The organism is Flavobacterium sp. HBTb2-11-1 (genome assembly GCF_009826975.1).
GTDB lineage: Bacteria > Bacteroidota > Bacteroidia > Flavobacteriales > Flavobacteriaceae > Flavobacterium.
In genome coordinates this window covers 411,251-429,039 of record NZ_WUMO01000004.1, presented here as the reverse complement: position 1 = coordinate 429,039, position 17,789 = coordinate 411,251, and the positions used below count along the sequence as shown (strand labels likewise).

Annotated in this window: 15 protein-coding genes; 7 read left to right on the top strand and 8 right to left on the bottom strand. The window is 32.4% G+C overall.

All coding sequences use genetic code 11. The annotated features are described in order from the left end of the window. Positions 1 to 11: 11 nt before the first annotated feature. The 3 genes from GR162_RS11265 (at position 12) to GR162_RS11255 (ending at position 3,460) form a co-directional block, all read left to right on the top strand. Positions 12 to 446: a hypothetical protein gene (locus tag GR162_RS11265; RefSeq protein ID WP_160782228.1), complete on the top strand. Its 435-nt coding sequence runs from the start codon at positions 12 to 14 to the stop codon at positions 444 to 446. A 178-nt stretch (positions 447 to 624) separates the two neighbouring features. After that, complete coding sequence (locus GR162_RS11260) at positions 625 to 2,403, top strand: long-chain fatty acid--CoA ligase (protein WP_160782227.1); 1,779 nt, start codon at positions 625 to 627, stop codon at positions 2,401 to 2,403. A 142-nt stretch (positions 2,404 to 2,545) separates the two neighbouring features. Further along, positions 2,546 to 3,460, top strand: coding sequence for a phytanoyl-CoA dioxygenase family protein (locus GR162_RS11255; protein WP_160782226.1), 915 nt, complete (start codon positions 2,546 to 2,548; stop codon positions 3,458 to 3,460). A 6-nt stretch (positions 3,461 to 3,466) separates the two neighbouring features. On the opposite strand, the gene GR162_RS11250 is transcribed toward GR162_RS11255, so the two are convergent. From GR162_RS11250 to GR162_RS11235, 4 genes are all read right to left on the bottom strand, one after another. Continuing rightward, a complete protein-coding gene (locus GR162_RS11250) occupies positions 3,467 to 4,012 on the bottom strand; it encodes a 3'-5' exonuclease (RefSeq protein WP_160782225.1) in 546 nt (181 codons plus the stop codon). Between the two features lie 152 nt (positions 4,013 to 4,164). Then, entirely contained in the window at positions 4,165 to 4,668 is a 504-nt protein-coding gene (locus tag GR162_RS11245; RefSeq protein ID WP_008468549.1) for a hypothetical protein, read from the bottom strand. A 1,357-nt stretch (positions 4,669 to 6,025) separates the two neighbouring features. Continuing rightward, on the bottom strand, positions 6,026 to 7,777 hold the full coding sequence (locus GR162_RS11240; RefSeq protein ID WP_160782224.1) for a DUF4403 family protein: 1,752 nt from the start codon (positions 7,775 to 7,777) through the stop codon (positions 6,026 to 6,028). Positions 7,778 to 7,882: 105 nt separating this feature from the next. After that, on the bottom strand, positions 7,883 to 9,157 hold the full coding sequence (locus tag GR162_RS11235; protein WP_160782223.1) for a hypothetical protein: 1,275 nt from the start codon (positions 9,155 to 9,157) through the stop codon (positions 7,883 to 7,885). Positions 9,158 to 9,364: 207 nt separating this feature from the next. Here GR162_RS11235 and GR162_RS11230 point away from each other — a divergent pair, with 207 nt between their 5' ends. Genes GR162_RS11230 through GR162_RS11215 form a run of 4 tightly spaced genes read left to right on the top strand, consistent with a single transcriptional unit; the run spans position 9,365 to position 12,082 of the window. Continuing rightward, positions 9,365 to 9,994 (top strand): response regulator transcription factor, encoded by a 630-nt coding sequence (locus GR162_RS11230; RefSeq protein ID WP_160782222.1) that lies wholly within the window; start codon positions 9,365 to 9,367, stop codon positions 9,992 to 9,994. A gap of 5 nt (positions 9,995 to 9,999) precedes the next feature. Beyond that, positions 10,000 to 10,656, top strand: a complete 657-nt coding sequence (locus GR162_RS11225) for a hypothetical protein (protein WP_160782221.1) — start codon at positions 10,000 to 10,002, stop codon at positions 10,654 to 10,656. A 53-nt stretch (positions 10,657 to 10,709) separates the two neighbouring features. After that, entirely contained in the window at positions 10,710 to 11,291 is a 582-nt protein-coding gene (locus GR162_RS11220; protein ID WP_160782220.1) for a hypothetical protein, read from the top strand. After that, positions 11,288 to 12,082, top strand: coding sequence for a sensor histidine kinase (locus tag GR162_RS11215; RefSeq protein WP_160782219.1), 795 nt, complete (start codon positions 11,288 to 11,290; stop codon positions 12,080 to 12,082). Before GR162_RS11220 ends, GR162_RS11215 begins: the two co-directional genes overlap by 4 nt. A gap of 66 nt (positions 12,083 to 12,148) precedes the next feature. Here GR162_RS11215 and GR162_RS11210 read toward each other — a convergent pair whose 3' ends face one another. From GR162_RS11210 to GR162_RS11195, 4 genes are all read right to left on the bottom strand, one after another. After that, positions 12,149 to 12,430 carry a hypothetical protein gene (locus GR162_RS11210; protein ID WP_160782218.1) on the bottom strand — a complete coding sequence of 94 codons (282 nt, stop codon included), beginning with the start codon at positions 12,428 to 12,430 and terminating at the stop codon, positions 12,149 to 12,151. Positions 12,431 to 12,725: 295 nt separating this feature from the next. Further along, entirely contained in the window at positions 12,726 to 14,990 is a 2,265-nt protein-coding gene (locus GR162_RS11205; RefSeq protein WP_160782217.1) for an AAA family ATPase, read from the bottom strand. 248 nt (positions 14,991 to 15,238) lie between these two features. Continuing rightward, a complete protein-coding gene (locus tag GR162_RS11200) occupies positions 15,239 to 16,036 on the bottom strand; it encodes a TatD family hydrolase (RefSeq protein ID WP_160782216.1) in 798 nt (265 codons plus the stop codon). Between the two features lie 318 nt (positions 16,037 to 16,354). Beyond that, positions 16,355 to 17,776 carry an RtcB family protein gene (locus GR162_RS11195; RefSeq protein WP_160782215.1) on the bottom strand — a complete coding sequence of 474 codons (1,422 nt, stop codon included), beginning with the start codon at positions 17,774 to 17,776 and terminating at the stop codon, positions 16,355 to 16,357. Positions 17,777 to 17,789 lie beyond the last annotated feature (13 nt).

The following is a 17,789-nucleotide window of genomic DNA, read 5'->3' as shown; positions in this document are numbered from 1 at the left end:
ACCTACATAGAATGAAATTTTTAAAATTACTTTTTGTTTTCAGCTTATTCTTTGCTGTTACCACTTCACATTCACAAGTTCACGTAGATCAAATTACCCACAATTCTAAGGAACGTTATATTACTACGACTATCGGATATCCAGTTCCGGGAACTTATGCTCCTCTAAATCAAAAACAGCCTATTACAGTTTTAAATCCAGATGGCACAGGTTTTATTCAAGCCGAAGATTTAAGCAAACAAAAAATCAATTGGGGAATAGAATGCACAGAAGAAGGCGTTCCTGTTTTCAAAGAAGGATTCAATAGCGCCTCTTATACTTTCTGGTACAGACCAAATGATAGCGAAGAATGGTATTATTCTCAATTTTCTATTCATTTTGCCAAGAAAAAAATGTTTTTAATGGGAGAAAGAGTAAAAGAATATGAAGATTACAACGTTCAGTAAATAAAAAAAAGACACCTTCCCATTAAATATTTCTTCATTTTTGACAAAATTTCCTATCAAAAAGAAAACGTTTTCGTTGATTTTTAATAGTCTCTATAAATTTTCCCATAAAATTTCATTAAATAAAAAATCATACCTAAATTTTATTTAATTTGCAATCAAATTCAATATATTAAACATGGTTTCAATCACACGCCTTTTTGATTTTCCCTATTATCAACAAGAAACTTACAATCTTCCAGTTGCTCTTGCAACCAAAAAAAATGGAGTCTGGGAAAAAACATCTAGCGAGGAATATATTGCAAAAGCAAATGCTATTTCGAGAGCATTATTGCGTATGGGCGTTCAGAAAGATGATAAAATTGCTTTAATTAGTTCAAATAACCGTACCGAGTGGAATATAATGGATATTGGTATTTTGCAGACTGGTGCGCAGAATGTTCCTATTTATCCAACAATTGCAGAAGAAGATTACGAATATATTTTAAACCACAGCGGCAGTATCTATTGCTTTGTTTCTGATGAAGAAGTTTTACAGAAAGTAAATGCAATAAAAGCCAACGTACCTTCTTTAAAAGAGGTTTATTCTTTTAATGAAATTGCGGGATGCAAACATTGGTCAGATTTATTGATTTTAGGTGAAGACAATAGCAATCAAAGCGAAGTTGAAACCAGAAAAGACAGTATTAAGACTGACGATTTAGCCACAATTATTTATACTTCTGGAACCACAGGAAGACCAAAAGGAGTTATGCTTTCGCACAAAAATATTGTGTCGAATGTTTTAGACAGCTCGCCAAGAATTCCGTTTGATCCAGGAAAAAGCACTGCATTAAGCTTCTTGCCTATTTGCCATATTTTTGAAAGAATGATTTTGTACATCTATCAATATTATGGTGTATCGGTTTATTTTGGAGAATCTATTGACAAAATCAGTGATAACTTAAAAGAAGTTCGTCCAACTGTAATTACAGCTGTACCGAGACTTTTAGAGAAAGTTTACGATAAAATTTATGCCAAGGGAGCTGAATTGACAGGAATCAAGAAAAAACTATTCTTCTGGGCTATCGATTTAGGTTTAAAATACGAACCATACGGAGCAAATGGTGCTTGGTATGAATTTCAGTTAAAAATTGCCCGTAAATTGATCTTCAGCAAGTGGAAAGAAGGTTTAGGCGGAAATTTAGACTTGATGGTTTCTGGAAGTGCTGCTCTACAGCCACGTTTGACAAGAGTTTTTGCTGCGGCAGAAATTCCGGTTATGGAAGGTTACGGTTTAACTGAAACGTCTCCTGTAATTGCCGTAAACGATCAAAGAAACAGAGGATTTAAAATTGGAACTGTCGGAAAACCAATTCGTAATCTTGAAGTTAAAATTGCAGAAGACGGAGAAATTCTATTAAAAGGTCCGAACGTAATGTTGGGCTATTATAAAGATCCTGAGAAAACTGCAGAAGCTGTTATAGACGGTTATTTCCATACAGGAGATATTGGAGAAATTGACAGCGAAGGTTTCTTAAAAATTACAGATCGTAAAAAAGAAATGTTTAAAACTTCAGGAGGTAAATATATTGCGCCGCAAATGATCGAAAACGCTATGAAACAATCTCGTTTTATTGAGCAGATTATGGTTATTGGCGAAGGTGAAAAAATGCCAGGAGCTTTTATTCAGCCAAACTTTGAGTTTGTAAAAGAATGGGCAAAAATCCACAAAATTACTTTAGGAAATACAGATGCAGAAATTAGTGCAAATCCAGAAGTAATTAAACGCATTGATGAAGAAGTGGAAAGCATCAATAAAAAATTCGGACACTGGGAGCAAGTAAAACGTTTTGAACTTACTCCAGATGTTTGGTCTATTGATGGCGGACAGCTTACTCCAACTCTAAAACTAAAACGTAAAATCATTAAAGAGATCTATAAAGATCTTTACGCTAAAATCTACGGAAACAATTAATAAATCAGAATAATATAACCAAACGAAAAGGCTGTCTCAATTGAGACAGCCTTTTTTAGTGTCAGAAAACAGGTGTTTTTACTTTAAATACCCAGCCATAAATCCTGTATTTTAGCTTATTGTCTTTTATAACAAAAAAGCTATGCCTTGGAATACCCTTGAACAATTATGGAAACGCACTGTTGATCCTCAAAATGCTGATCTCGGTCAAACCAACTGGAACAACGAAATCAAAACCTTGTATCAGCTAGGTATTGGTATGGAAGATGCTTTGCAATTTTTATATTTCGAAAAGCCAGATTATGAATCTTTTAAAATCTGGATCAACAACCGAAAACGTGATATAGTAATTGAACCCGAAGATTTAACCGACAATGTTTTATCCGAAGAAGATCTAGAATTCTGGAACCAAAATGGCTATGTAATCGTTAAAAATGCTATCTCAAAAGAAGACTGCGAAGACACTCAAAAAGCTATTTGGGAATATCTAAAAATGGATCCTAATAAAAAGGAAAGCTGGTACGAAAGCCATGAAGATCTAAAAGGCCTTATGCTTAATTTTTCTGATCATGAAACTTTAAATCGGAACCGTTTTTCTCCAAGGGTAAAAAAAGCGTATGAACAGCTTTATAAAACCACTAAAATTTACAAAACGATTGACAAGGTAAGTTTTAATCCGCCTGAAACAGAGAATTTTAATTTTCTGGGAAGTCCGCTTCATTGGGATATGAGTTTGAAAAAGCCGTTGAGTTTTGGCCTTCAGGGCTTGCTTTATTTAACCGATTGCGGACCAAATGATGGCGCTTTTCATTGTGTTCCGGGTTTTCATAACCAAATTAATCAGTGGCTTGACGAACTTAAACCTCACGAGAATCCGAGAGAAAAAGCCTTGCAGACACTGCAGTCGAAACCAATTATCGGGCAAGCAGGAGATTTTATCATTTGGAATCAAGCGCTTCCGCATTGTGCGACACCAAATAATGGTGAAAAACCGCGAATGGTTCAATATCTCACTTATCTTCCAGATGATTATAATGCAGCTGGAGAGTGGATTTAAACCATTCTAGTTTTTCAGACACCAATGCAAGATTTTAGCGATGTTTTTAGCATCATCAATTCCGCGGTGGTGTGTTCCTTCCAATGGAATATTCAGCAACTGTAGAGCGCCATTCATTCCTGTCGGCCTCTTCAAGCCAAACTTCTCGGCAAAATGTTCTTTTACATTGATGTGCTCCTCTCCCATCGGATACGGAATACCAAACGATTTACACTGTTTTGTCAGCATATTCAAATCGTACTGCCCATAACTTGCCCAAGTGTACAAATCTGGATTGTATTCGTCGATTAGCAAATCAACAGCTTCTTCAAAAGAAACTCCATTTTTATCCAGTAAATCTTGAGTAATAGTGGTGAGTTCAGTACAAAACGGACTAACATGAGAACGTTGTGGCTTTATCAGAATCCCCTTGTTCTTAGAGATTTCTCCCGTCTCAGTATCTAAGACTGCTAATCCGATTTCAATAATTTCATTCTGCTGTCCCCTCGGGACTGCGCCTTGCCAACATGTGGCTTCTAAATCGATAATAATAATTTTATCTGTTGTTTTCATTTTTTTAATTTTTAATAATTGTTTTATTTAACCGCAAAGAGCGCAAAGGTTTACGCAAAGGAACGCGAAGATTTTTTCTCTCGCAGATTCAGCAGATTTAAATAATCTATTTAATCCTTTATCCCAATAGCTATCGGGAGTGCGGCAAACCTCTAGAAGAACATGCTTTTGAAATCTAGAAAGAAGTTTCTTTTCTTAGACTTCTTTTCATGCTTTTCCTTTTTAGCAGATTTCTTTTTTTCAAGAACTGCTTTAGCTTTCTCAATCCGTTTAACTGGTTTTATTTCTTCAGTTTTAGACATTTCGTAGAACTTTTTAAAAGGACGTGGTTCAAAATCAACCAAAATAGCTGCCATGTTTATAGCGTCAATGTTTGACGGATCTGTTTCTCCTTTGAAGAAAGTTTCGATAGGTCTGAACTTATCCTTTTTCTCCTTAAACTTATTCTTTTTACTATGATCGAAATCTAAGCCCAATAGGTTGCTGAAGACGTTCAAGTCATCCTTTGTTGGGTTGTTTTCGAAAATTAGCCAGCACAAATCACGAAGTTTTCCACGAGAAGGCTTGTACAAGTAATCAAAGTATTTACCTTCTTTTTCTATTTCGTATTTTTTTCTAATCGCTTTTTTGTATTTTTCTAGTGTATTGTTTTGCATGGTATTTTTTTTTTTTTGTAATTCTTGGGAATCTCAGGAAATCGAAGGTTTTTCTGGGAAACCCAATCCCGATCTATCGGGACAAAAGTTTAAAAGCACCCTTGCTCTACTAGAGAAAAATCTCTAAGTCATATATATAATTTCCCTAAAATGTACCTTCTCATTCCATAGGTTAGTGAACTCCAAATCCATTTTTTTAATAGAGGCAAATGGCGACTCACTAAACTCCATTGTATTTGTTTGACCACTATGGCCCGACGAAAATCCTATTTCTTGATTCATCCTTAAATTTTTATTGTTAAACATAAACTGCCAGTGTTTACCACTAACGGTTCCTACTTTTTACTTCATTTTTATTCTTTCATGAACAAATATTACAATCGTTCTGCGCAGTTATTTTGCGTATTTCTTTCTCTTGCCGCTATCCCGATAGCTATCGGGACTAAGGCACAAAGTCTTCTTTTTATCTTTTGTTAAATCTTAGCGCCTTTGTGCCTTCGTGGCTAACAATAGCCACAAAAAAAGCACCCGATTAAAGGTGCTTCATAACAAATACGATATAACTATCCTATTGCCTATATTGATGCACCAACATGTAAAAGCGTTCACGGTCCGAAGCCGCTGCTACTAGTCCTGGGTTATGTATGTATAATTTAAAACTCATTTTATTTATTTTTTAATTGTTGTTGTTATTTATTGTAATTGCTATTGTTATTGTTATTGCAATTTGTTTCAATTTTGTTCGGCAAAGATATGATGGAAAAATTCATATTTCCAAATATTTTTTAAGAATAATTTTCTAATTATCAGTTAGTTAAGTCAAAAATAAAGACAAAGAAATTCCTGTCCGCAAACTGGTGCAGATCTCACTTTTGTATCAAATGACTGTTACTCATCAGATTACTTTCCAAGACTATATCTCTCTATTTTATTAATCATTAAACATTTTGGTTAAATATTTTTTTAGTTTTTTTAGTTCTGTTTTGCTTTCTTTATCATTTTGTTGTTCTCTTTTGTCACACTGAGGGAAGTCGAAGTGCTTTAAAACAAAAAAAGCGTCCTAAAATGAGGACGCTTTTCTATTCTATGATGAGTTTGACTCTAAATTCTAGATCATAATTTCATAAAAATACATACGCATCCTGAGCAATTAGCTGGAAAATCTCCGGCCAAACGTTCAAAAAATGGGCTTGATGAATATTTCATATGTATTTTTTTCTATTATTAATTACAGATACAAATGTAGTATATTTTAGATTAATTTAACAAAACATACTGAAAATATATTTTTTATAACAAAGCCATTAGGATTAATACTTGAGGGGTTCGTTTTTTTTATAAAATCCGTTTACAATAATTATCTGTCATTCTGAGTAAAATCATTGTGTTCGTTTTTACTTTTTAGAAATATGTTGAATTTAGAATTCAATTCACCTACTAAGGCTATTTCTTCTTTATCTAATACAATCTCATGAATTCCGAAATCAATGTCATTAATAGTAAAACCTATCTCATCATGTTTGAATGTATTAACTTTTTCAAATATTTTTTTCTTAATGTCCAAAATATTATTCGTTAGATCTCGTGTTGTTTGTCTTTTTATTTCATTAATGATTAAAGGTTTGAAAAGCGTAGATATTGTTGGATAAAATTTATTATCGACCGTCATTGTAAAATCTATGTCTTGAAGTTCAAATTTTTTATTGCTCGTCATAACTGGTTTACCCAATAAATAAACCCATCCTGAAACTGGGAACAAATTTCCTGGCAATTTAGCTTTTAGTTTTACTCCTACCACAACTTCATCTCCATTTGGATAAAAACTCATTTCAAGCAGTTTGACCTCAGCTTTTTGTTTAAGAACAATATCAGGTTTTAGAACTACTTTATTGTCTTTTAAATATTGATTAGCAGTGTATTCAATATCATTATATTTAATAAGCAATGGCAGAAAAGCTTTTATTTCACTTTCCGTTTGAGTTTTCTCTTCTAATAAAGGAAGTGAAGTCGTTGTATTGATAATCTTGTCATTAAGACTAATATTTGCTTTTATACCAGCATATAAAGCCAAAGTATCCTTGGATACCTTTACCCCAGACAATGCCGCTTTTGATGGATTAATATTCAATTGATATTCTTTTCCATTTGCCAGAGCTGGCAAACCAAAGCCATAATATTTCCATTTGTCCTTAACAATATCTGTGATCATTTCACATTTGATTTGTTGATCTATTAACTTACTTACATTGCTTTCAATATCTTTTAGCTTTTTATCTGTCATTCCAGTCAGAGAAATATAAATATTATCCAAGATTTCAATTTGCGGATTTGATATCCAAGAATGCGTTACAGCGAGTCCAATTTTAGGGCACCATTCTGGCGTAACCGAAAAACTTGCATTAATAAAAAACTGTATTTCTCCATCAAAATTCTTCTTATCAAATTTAATGGCAGCAGGTAAATTCCCTTTTAACCCAACAACTCCATTAAATGAAATAGGAACAGTTACTCTTAATGTATTATCATCAACATAAGATAATTTTATATCTTCCTTCAGCTTAAAGTCAACATCATATTTATACCCTATCGCTACTGCTGGACCTTTAGTTTCAATCCATTCGTTTGGATGATATAAGGGATTATTGGTCTCTATCCACTCATTTGGATGATACAATGGATCTTTTGTTTCTATCCATTTGTTTGGATGATACAAAGGATTTTTTGTTTTTATTCCGAAAGGTCCTTTCAACCATTTTTTTGGATTATATAAAGGATCTTTCGTTTTTAACCATTTGTTCGGACTATATAATGGATCTTTTGTCTTTATTGTTTTATTCGGGTCATAAAGAGGGTCTTTTGTTTTTATCCAAGACTTATATTCAAACGTTCCGTCATCAGAAATGCTGTACCCTTTTTTTAATACATCATTTAATTTATTTTCTAGGGTAGTTAAGTCCACTTTTAAGGCAAGGTTCAAATTACTTTCATAAGAAGGCAATTGGACATCTTCATATAAATGTTCTGGTTTTTTTGTTATCTCTTGATAACTTTTGCAGCTTACAAATAAAATTGCCGCTGCAAATACTGATAAGTATTTGGTGCAGTTCATAGTAATTGGTTTTAATGATTTAAACATGGTTTGTGCAACTTTGAAAGCTTACACACATAACATAATTAAAGCTGTTTTTAAGAAATTGAGAATGGTTCGCAGTTATTAGTTTTCTTCAATTCCTTTATCGAGACTGATTTTCTTTACTTTAGATAAATTGTAAGTTATTCCAAAAAAGTGCCCAAATTTAAATTGGCTTTGTGTAGGTATAGTGCCTGTACTCCCTAAGTTATAAGAACCTCCAACTGAATAAGAATCAGCAATTCTATCTACTTTTCCCATAGAAACGCCTGTTGAAAATATAATACGTTCTTGTTTTCCTAATATGGCACCAACTCCAAAAAGCACTTGTAACTTTTCACTTTTGGTTAACACGGCTCCAAAATTAAGCGTTGGCACTACCCATGAATTCATTCGGATATAGGTATTTATTGTAGAACCAAATGCAATATCATAATCACCACTATTTTTTAGAGTGATTATTTTGTTACCTGGAATTGCAGGGTCGTCTTGTTTATCATATTCTTCGTCATACAGCGAAGTAAAAAATAGTCCAGCACTAACATCAATTTTTAAACCTCCTTTAATCCAGATGTTATAGGGCTTGGGAGCAAAATTGATATCTTCTTCTTTGGTTATTTTATCAAAACGGTGCAATTTAAATTCTACAACATCAATATTTTTCCCTTGTACATCGACTGGTAAAGTATGGACATCTAAATCTATAGTATAGAATTTTTGCACAATTTCATCTACACTTTTTTCTGCTTTCTCTTTTGTTAGAAGCAATTTCTCTTTAATCTGTTCACTTTGAGAATCAGCATCCAATTGTTCAAAACTATTTACTGAACTATAGCTTACCTTCAAATTTTCTTTTGCTGTTTTAAGAAATTCTTCTCTTTTACCATAATCACTTTCAAGAAGAGTGTTTTTTTGAGTCAAAATTTTATACAAGCTTTCTACTTCGATATTTAAATTATCAATATCTTTTATTAATTCTTCATTCTGTTTTAAAATATCTTCCAAAGACATTCTATTTTTAGCAGTGAGAGATTCCTGCAATGAATCAACTTCTTTTTTTGCATCTTTTTTTGTTTCCTCAGCAGTTATATTTTTATCATTAAAAAAAGAAATGCTTTTAGTATCTATTTTATAATTGTACTTTAATGGATTCCCGTTTATTAATTTAATCGAAACCAATTCTCTTGACTTTATAGAAAGCCACTTGCTACTGTCTAAATCTTTTGATGATGAATCTTTATAAATTGCAACACTATTTTTGTGTGGTTTGCTTAAATCAATTTCTATAATTTTAGTCGCAACCTGGCTATAGCCCATAATTCCGAAGAATAAAAAATAAATAAATAAGGTTCTTTTCATGATTTCTAATGTTTTTGGTTAAACATTTCAAATGTATCCTGAGAACACTATATCAATCAATTACCCTTTTGGGTGATATTTTTTTCTTACGTTCTTCTTTATTTTTTTGTAAGTTTATCCACGTTAAGCTTAATTTCAAAAATCACCCGAAAGGGTAATTGTGATCAGTAGGGATATTGTACAACTTTGTAATGAAAATGTTAGCTCATGAAAATAAAAGTTGCCATAGTAGAAGACGATAAGAATTATAGTCAAGCACTGAAAAACATAATCGATTTTCAGAAAGACATGGAATGTACAGCCCAATTTTTTAATGGCAAAACCGCTTTGCAAAAACTAGAAATTGTTGAACCAGATGTGGTTTTAATGGACATAAACCTGCAGGATTTATCTGGAATTGATATCGTCTTTGAATTAAGAGAACTCATGCCTGGAACTCATTTTATAATGTGCACCAGTTTTGAAAATGACGAAAAAATCTTTTCGGCTTTGCGCGCCGGTGCAAGCGGTTATCTCGTAAAAGGCGATCCGCTTGACAAAATTATTCAAGCCATTCTCGAAGCGCATAACGGAGGCGCACCTATGAGTTTTGCAATTGCAAAACGTGTTCTACAGCATTTTCAGGAATCGAAAGTACAGGTGCAAAGTTTGGCCTTGCTTACCGTAACCGAAAAAGAAGTTCTCGAACTGCTGGCACAAGGACTACTCTACAAAGAAATTGCCGATAAAAAGAATGTCACCATCGACACTATAAAAAAGCATATTGGCAACATCTACAGAAAATTACAAGTAAATAATAAAATTGAAGCTATTAATAAGTTTAACACCAAAAACTAAAAATCATGGAACTAGAAAAACTCAAACAAAAAGGAATTGATGCAATTGATTTTATAAAAAAGATCGATAAAGACACGGAAGATACCTTTATAAAAAATTATAAAGAATTAGGCATTGATGGATTGACCGAAAGTTTTCTTTTAGATGTAGCAGCATTTAAAAAAGCACTTTCTGGCAATAATAATAAAACATTTTGCAAATTTTATTATATTCAAAAAGGTGATTATCTCAATTTAGGTTTATCTTTTTCTGATAATGAAGAATGTGATATTAAACAAAATAAACTTGCTGACGATGATGTTTTATACATCTTGGAAAATGATCAATTAATACCTAAAGATTTCAGGCAAATGAAAAAGGATTTTACGAATAAAATAGGAGCTAAACTACCTATTCATCCTGGAAATAAAAAAGACACTTTAATCTCATATTCTTTACAAGAAATTAATGGCTTCTTAGATATAATGGAAAAAGAATATTCAGATATATATAACTTAAAATTCAACATGTTTAAGTATTCCCCTGTTGGTATAGATCATGAACTTTCGGCTCATTTTACAGAAAGAAAAAATAGAATTGCTTTTTGTGTTCATGCCCTATTTAATAAAAAAGAGCTATACGGCGAAAGCGATGGTTACGACCTAGGAAACCTTAGACCTTAATGATATATCTTTATGAGATAATATTACTTATAACACTATTAAAATCAATAGTTTTGGTTAGAAAATTTAGTCTTTCTAGCCAGAACTATTTGTTTGTATATCTTCTTATTACCTTTCTTATAGAATTATCTTCCTGGATAATTATTTTACTTAAAAAAGATTGGGGTTTTCAATACACCGTTTATTGTGTTTTTTGTATTGCATTTTTCTGGTTCTATTATGCTAAGTCATTTCAAAAAAAGTTAAGAAAGAAAGTTCACTTTGTATCTGGTATAATATCTTTAAGCGTTTTATTATTCTCATTTTTTTCAAAGGAAGAAATAGGCACTTTGTTAATAATAGTATTACCTATTTTTTACATTGTATTTAGCATATTTTGGTTTTATCAAAAAATTGCTTTGCCTTCAGAATCTAAAATTACAAACGATCCTAATTTTTGGATTTCGACAGGTTTACTTCTTTGGAGTTGTTTTTTTATCTTTAGAGTTGTTCCAAGAGATTTTTTTAATATCGAAGATCAGGCTTTTTTAGAATTACTCAGAGAATTTTTATATGCGATAAACTGCGTTATGTATCTTTTATTCTTTAAAGCTCTAATTGAATACGAGACAATCGCAAAAAACATAAAAAAATGAGAGAACTGCCCCCAGAAATAAAACTAACCTACATTATCGCCATTATCATAATGCTGTTGTTTGTATGCTTCATTATTATGATGGTTTTTATTTACAACAAAAAACAGCTGATTCAGCAACAGGAAAACCAAATAAAAGAAAGCGAATTCCAGAACCAATTACTGCAAAAGGAATTAGAACGCCAAAAAGCCATTCAGCTCGAAAGAGAGCGTATTTCGCAAGATATGCACGACGATCTGGGTGCGGGAATTTCGGCCATAAAACTTCAGGCTGAGTTCTTAAAATATAAAATGCCACAGGAAAGTTATTCTGAAGATTTAGAAGCTATTATAAACACTTCTGAAGACATGAATTTAGCCATGCGCGAAATTCTTTGGAGTTTGAACTCGCAAAACGATACTGTTGACAATTTTATAGAATATACCACTTTGTACATCAAACGTTTCTTGAGTAAAACCAATATCGAATCAAACTTTAATTCGAACATTCTCGAACAAAAAACCAATTTAACGGTAAAAGCCAGACGAAATCTTTTTCTAGCGGTTAAAGAAGCCGTTCACAACATATACAAACACAGCCAGACAAATGAGATTTTTATTGATTTTGACCAAAATGAAAATTCTTTCAGCATTACGATTACCGATAACGGAATTGGATTATCTGAAACCACACAAAAAGGAAATGGCATGAGCAATATGTCTTTAAGAATGGAAGGCATAAACGGAACTTTTAAAATTATTCCTGTTCAAAAAGGGCTTCGGTTATTGTTTGAGTATCCATTACAGGATTAAATATTTTTATTTAAAAATCCTGCTTAAAACAAATCCCGGCAATACCAATTGCCGGGATTTGAGTTTTTATTGAGATAATTTACGATTCCTACTACAAGCCTTATAAATCTGTTTCTCTGAAAATGGCGATAAGGCTTCTGCCAGATTTCGGCTGGTTCTTAAACAGCTCAGGATTTTGTGCCTTAAATTGATATCGTCGCCAAACTCTGTATGCATTAATAGCTCGAAGATTTCCTGCAAATACAGGGGCTGTTCTTTGTAATCTCCATCAAACATTTCGTCTGAAAGGAAATTAAGTACGGATGGCACTACATCACGATGTGTTGTTTTTTGATTTTCTTTTTGCATAATAGAAAATTTTAGATGCGCGAATACCTCGCTTTAGGTGTGCAAAACATTCAAAGGAATGATTTAGGACAGTTTCCTGTTCCTTCACCATGACGAGGTATTCGTTTATGTTAACTTAAAAAAGTTTTAAGGATTTCTCCTTTGATTGTTTTGCATCGCAAAGATATAGTTTTATTTTAAAAAGAAAGAAATAACTTACTTTTTAACATTTTTAGATTTTAATTCTGAGCTTAGGTTGAAAACAAAGATAGAAATTAATATTTCATACATAATTGTTCTTCAAAGTTCTCCATTTCTAATTCATCATAGCATTGTAATGCGGTTCAGCTATTTCTCTAAAAATCATTTCAAAAGCAGTAAATAAATTTTGAGGAACTTCATTTAAAACGCGTTGATAAAATATATTATCTAAAGCTGAAATTTTATGACTCCCATCATTTATTTCTGACATTAAAGCACTAAAAATATAATACTTTGGATCAGTCACAGGAATCGTTGAAAAAAAGTCCCAAGAGTCTTTTCCCAATCCTGTAAAATTAACATAGCTCTCTAAAATTCTTCTCATTATGTTACAAACAGAAATATTTAATTCACTATCATTTTTTATCCTAAGACTTTTTAGTGAATTCCAAAGCAATGTATAATCATCCAAAATCTCATTTTTACTACCTGTGCAACTTACGCCACTAATATTTTTTATTTTTGTTATGTGAAAGAAAGTTTTATCATGACAAATAGGTCTATAATACAAGGAAACTTCTTTAAAGAAATAGATATTATGAGATAAAATAAAAACTTGTTGAATATTAGGATTTTTTAACATCAAATGATCTGGGCTATTACCTTTCTTTGCAATTAACTGATGAACTAAAGTAGTAACTATAAATAAAACTTGGCTATCAAGACTTGATACAGGGTCATCAATTACAATAATCTTCTTTTTTGAACTTCTATCAATGCTATCTGTTCCTAAACATAACTGATAAAAATATAAAAATGATATAAAGTTTTTTTCACCTTCACTCAACGTTTTAAATACATTATTTGAGTTTTCATCATCAATTCTTTTCAAATAGTACTGAGAAATGTTATTAACCTTCTCTTTTTCATCAATTAAAAAACCATCAAAACCGCTATTGACTAAAATTGTATTTATGTTAGATATTGCTTCTTGAGTAGTTACTGTTTCAGTTTTCCATTGTTCAATTTTTTCTTTTGATTCTGAAATTAAAGAATTAATATAATTTTCGGCATCAAGCTCAAAAAAATAATCAATTGCACAATTATACTTTTCTATATGGTATTCATTTATTTTTTCTTTGCTTTCTCGTGCAAGATAACACCACAAATCTATTTCAAATTGCTTTCTATTTGAATCTATGTTATTAAAATCGTCGTTATGCTTTTTAATTATTTTTTTTATATTAGAAATCTCATTTTTAAAATTAACTAATGATTTTATTTCTTTTCTAACATTAGAATCCTTAATCTTTAAATCTATTTGTTCTACATTTTCATCAAAAAAGGTTTTTATTGAATCATACAAATTAGACACAATATTTTTTTCATTAAATTCACCTAAAATACTTTTTAATTCCTGCAAAAAAAGTGATGTATTTGAAATATAATCTGTCTTTAACTTTTCTAATTCGGATATTTTATTTTTATAATTCTCATCAAAATAATTTTCAAACTTATCAATTAATTCTGCATCGACAGTTTCCTTCTGACAAAAGGGACAGATTTGTAAATCTTCATCTTGCTTCAAAAATGAAATTCCTGTCGAAACCCAATTTCGAATTCCCAAATCATTAATCATTTTTGCAATATCTACATCATTATTACCAATAATCACTTCATTTAAGAGTTTATTCAACTCTACTTCTTGCTTTCGGATTTTAGAATATAATTCTCTAGATATATTTGAATTTATTTTTACAAATTCATTGTCAAAATATCTTTTATAAGCATTTATTAAATCTTCGAAAGTAATATTATCATTGCTCAAAGGATTCGATAAAACATTTAAGATTTTATCAAAATTATTCTGTATTTGCTTATAAGGAAATGAATCCTTTATTTTTAAAAAAAATTGAAGTGCATTCTTTCTATCTTCGAAACATTCTTTTTTTAATTTATCAAAATTGACTTTATCATCTTGAATAATTTTATCTTTTTTTGGTTGTAAAATATCTTTAAGATAATCTATATTTTGTTGCAAAAAGATATTTTCATTTTCAATTAATGTATCAATTGTCTCATTACCTTGATTAAGAGAAAAAATTCCATTTTGAATATCTTTTTTAATGAAATTTTTCTCTGTAAACTTTTCATCAAAAACTAATATCTCATAATTGTCATCTAAATATCCCGTTTGACTACAATTATTAAAATCAGTAGATCTTAAAATCTCTTCTAAAGATAAATTATACAAAAACTTAGCAATTGTCGATTTTCCCGAGCCATTTTTACCAAAAAAGAAATTAACCTTTTTCAAATCATCAATGATGACTTCATTTTTATAACTTGATATTCCTTTAAGTTTAATATTTGTAATCATAGCAAATCAATTTATTTCATTTTCTCTGTAAAAATATTTTATTATTTAATCTTATCGGCTTTCCATTATGTTCTTAATTTAAATACTATTTCAAAGATTAATAATATTTTTTTAGACTTCTTACGTTTTTCCGTAATCACTATAGTTTTATAGAGTATTAACATCTCCAAATATATATAAACAAAAAGCCCTTAAAACAAGTACAAACCCCTGATTTAAAAGGCAACAAATAATCTTTATAATATTAATTAAATCCCAAAAAAGCTTTTAGAATTCCTAGTCGTTTCTTCCGCTACTTTAGCTAAAGTAATTCCTTTAAACTGTGCAATTGTTCCGGCAACATATGGCAGAAAAGCAGGTTCGCAACGGCGTTCGTGGTATTTCTTCAAAAGGCTGTTCGGGACGTTTTTAGGGAGCATAAACGGCGCATCGGTTTCAATCATCATTCGGTCGAGCGGTACGTACTGAATGACTTCTTTTAAATTGCTGAAACGTTTGGCATCTGAAATCGATCCCGTAAAACCCAGATAAAATCCGTTATCGAGATAGGTTTTGGCTTCTTGCATACTTCCTGTAAAACAATGCACAACAGCTTTTGGTAATTGTGGTATATAATCTTTGGTAATATTTATAAAAGAACTAAAAGCGCTTCTTTCGTGCAAAAACAAAGGTTTCTGAACTTCAATCGCCAATTCGAGCTGGGCTTTGTAACATTCTTCCTGTTTGTTTCGAGGCGAAAAGTCACGATCAAAATCGAGTCCACATTCACCAACCGAAACTACGTGTTTCAGTTCTAATAATTTCCTGAGTTTCGAAATACTCTGCGCATCAAAACTCTTCGCATCATGCGGATGTATGCCCGCCGTAGCGTACAACACGCCCGGATACTGCCTCGCCATCTTCGCCGATTCTTCGCTATTTCGTATGCTGGTGCCTGTGAGTATCATCTGCGATACGTCTGCGTCGAGCGCGTCTTGTACGACATCGTCTATGTCGTTTTGGAATTGTTTGTTGGTTAGGTTGATTCCTATGTCTATATAATTCATGTTTTTTGTTTTTTTGCCACGAAGGCACTAAGACACAAAGTTTTTTATTCTTTGGTCTATAATTATTATTTTAATCTCGCAAAGTCGCTGAGTCGCAAAGTTTTTTTTTCACGCAGATTTAAAATGATTTAAGCAGATATGCGCAGACTATTTATAAAAAAATCATTTTAAATCCGCTGGAATCTGCAAAATCTGCGTGAAAAAATCTTTGCGAATCTTGCGTAAGTCTTAGCGAACTTTGCGGTTAAAATCACCACAAAGCTAAGACGCACTGCAGTGCGTCTCTACACTGAACACTAAAAAACTGACCACTGACCACTAGTCCTCCTTGCTTCCATCATCTGCCATTCTCACTAATTTCGGTGTAAACTTCGCTACCACATCTACCAAATCTTTTTGCGCTTCCATCACCTGATTGATATCTTTATACGCCATTGGGGCTTCGTCAAGACCTGCTCCGATAAGCGTAACGCCATGATCTCTCAAAATCGATTTCATTTCGGATTGTGTGATATTTTTTATGGCTTGGGTTCTGCTCATTTGTCTTCCTGCTCCATGCGATGCCGAATTAATGGCGTTCTCCTCGCCTTTTCCTCTCACCAAAAATCCCGGTGCGGTCATACTTCCCGGAATGATTCCCATAACGCCTTTTCCAGCTGGAGTTGCTCCTTTTCTATGCACGATCACTTCTTCGCCGTTCCAGGTTTCTTTCCAGGCAAAATTATGATGGTTTTCGACTTTGGCTAAAATCGTAGCACCCAGAGCGCGTTCCATTTTGTTATGGATAATCTCGTGACAAGCCGAAGCGTAATCTCCCGCCAAATTCATCGCCAACCAATATTCTTGACCTAATTGCGAATTCATATCTAAATACGCTAAGTTTTTGGCAACTTCTGGAAGTCGACATTCTTCTTTGGCAATTTTAGTGTAATGTCCAGCAATTGTGGCTCCCATTCCGCGTGAACCAGAATGCGTTAACAAAGCGACATATTTTCCTTTTGGAATATTTAAAACCGCATCATCTTTGGCAAATTCCATGATTCCGAATTCCACAAAGTGATTTCCACCACCTGAAGATCCTAATTGCGACCAAGCTTTATCTTTCAAGTTCTTCACAAACGGATTCATATTGAAAGTCTCGTTTTCCAAAACCGCATGATCTGATTTGTATTGGCCGTGAAATCCGTGACCTGCTCCAAAAATGGAATTCGCAATCAATTCTCTTTTGAATTTCGCTTCATTTTCAAAGTAAAAATCTTCTGGAATATCATAAACCGACAACGCCATTCTACACCCAATATCAACGCCAACACCATACGGAATAATGGCATTTTTTGTGGCTAAAACGCCGCCAATCGGTAATCCGTAACCTTGGTGCGCGTCTGGCATTAAAGCTCCCGCAACCGTCACAGGAAGTTTCATAGCGACCTCCATTTGTTTTCTGGCTCCGTCTTCGATATGATCCAATCCGTAAACCGAATACGCATTCGGATTTTGATTTAAAGCAATAAAATCTTCTGGTTTTTCATTCGATTTTTCGATCAAAGCAACAGCCAGTTTGCTGAAGATTTTATCGTCCATATAATTCTCCGGAGTTTCTAAGACGTTTTTGTAATGAGCAATCATTTCGTCTCTTGTGAATCCGTTTCTTTTGCTGTTTATTTTTAAGGCAATCCCAATTATTTTTCCTTCTGGGAATCCTAATTCTAATATATCTGTACCGTTTATTTGTGTTTTCATTGTTTGTTTTATT

Coding starts and splice junctions, on each gene's coding strand:
- GR162_RS11265 (WP_160782228.1), top strand. CDS start 12: ATGAAATTTTTAAAATTACTTTTTGTTTTCAGCTTATTCTTTGCTGTT.
- GR162_RS11260 (WP_160782227.1), top strand. CDS start 625: ATGGTTTCAATCACACGCCTTTTTGATTTTCCCTATTATCAACAAGAA.
- GR162_RS11255 (WP_160782226.1), top strand. CDS start 2,546: ATGCCTTGGAATACCCTTGAACAATTATGGAAACGCACTGTTGATCCT.
- GR162_RS11250 (WP_160782225.1), bottom strand. CDS start 4,012: ATGAAAACAACAGATAAAATTATTATTATCGATTTAGAAGCCACATGT.
- GR162_RS11245 (WP_008468549.1), bottom strand. CDS start 4,668: ATGCAAAACAATACACTAGAAAAATACAAAAAAGCGATTAGAAAAAAA.
- GR162_RS11240 (WP_160782224.1), bottom strand. CDS start 7,777: ATGAACTGCACCAAATACTTATCAGTATTTGCAGCGGCAATTTTATTT.
- GR162_RS11235 (WP_160782223.1), bottom strand. CDS start 9,157: ATGAAAAGAACCTTATTTATTTATTTTTTATTCTTCGGAATTATGGGC.
- GR162_RS11230 (WP_160782222.1), top strand. CDS start 9,365: ATGAAAATAAAAGTTGCCATAGTAGAAGACGATAAGAATTATAGTCAA.
- GR162_RS11225 (WP_160782221.1), top strand. CDS start 10,000: ATGGAACTAGAAAAACTCAAACAAAAAGGAATTGATGCAATTGATTTT.
- GR162_RS11215 (WP_160782219.1), top strand. CDS start 11,288: ATGAGAGAACTGCCCCCAGAAATAAAACTAACCTACATTATCGCCATT.
- GR162_RS11210 (WP_160782218.1), bottom strand. CDS start 12,430: ATGCAAAAAGAAAATCAAAAAACAACACATCGTGATGTAGTGCCATCC.
- GR162_RS11205 (WP_160782217.1), bottom strand. CDS start 14,990: ATGATTACAAATATTAAACTTAAAGGAATATCAAGTTATAAAAATGAA.
- GR162_RS11200 (WP_160782216.1), bottom strand. CDS start 16,036: ATGAATTATATAGACATAGGAATCAACCTAACCAACAAACAATTCCAA.
- GR162_RS11195 (WP_160782215.1), bottom strand. CDS start 17,776: ATGAAAACACAAATAAACGGTACAGATATATTAGAATTAGGATTCCCA.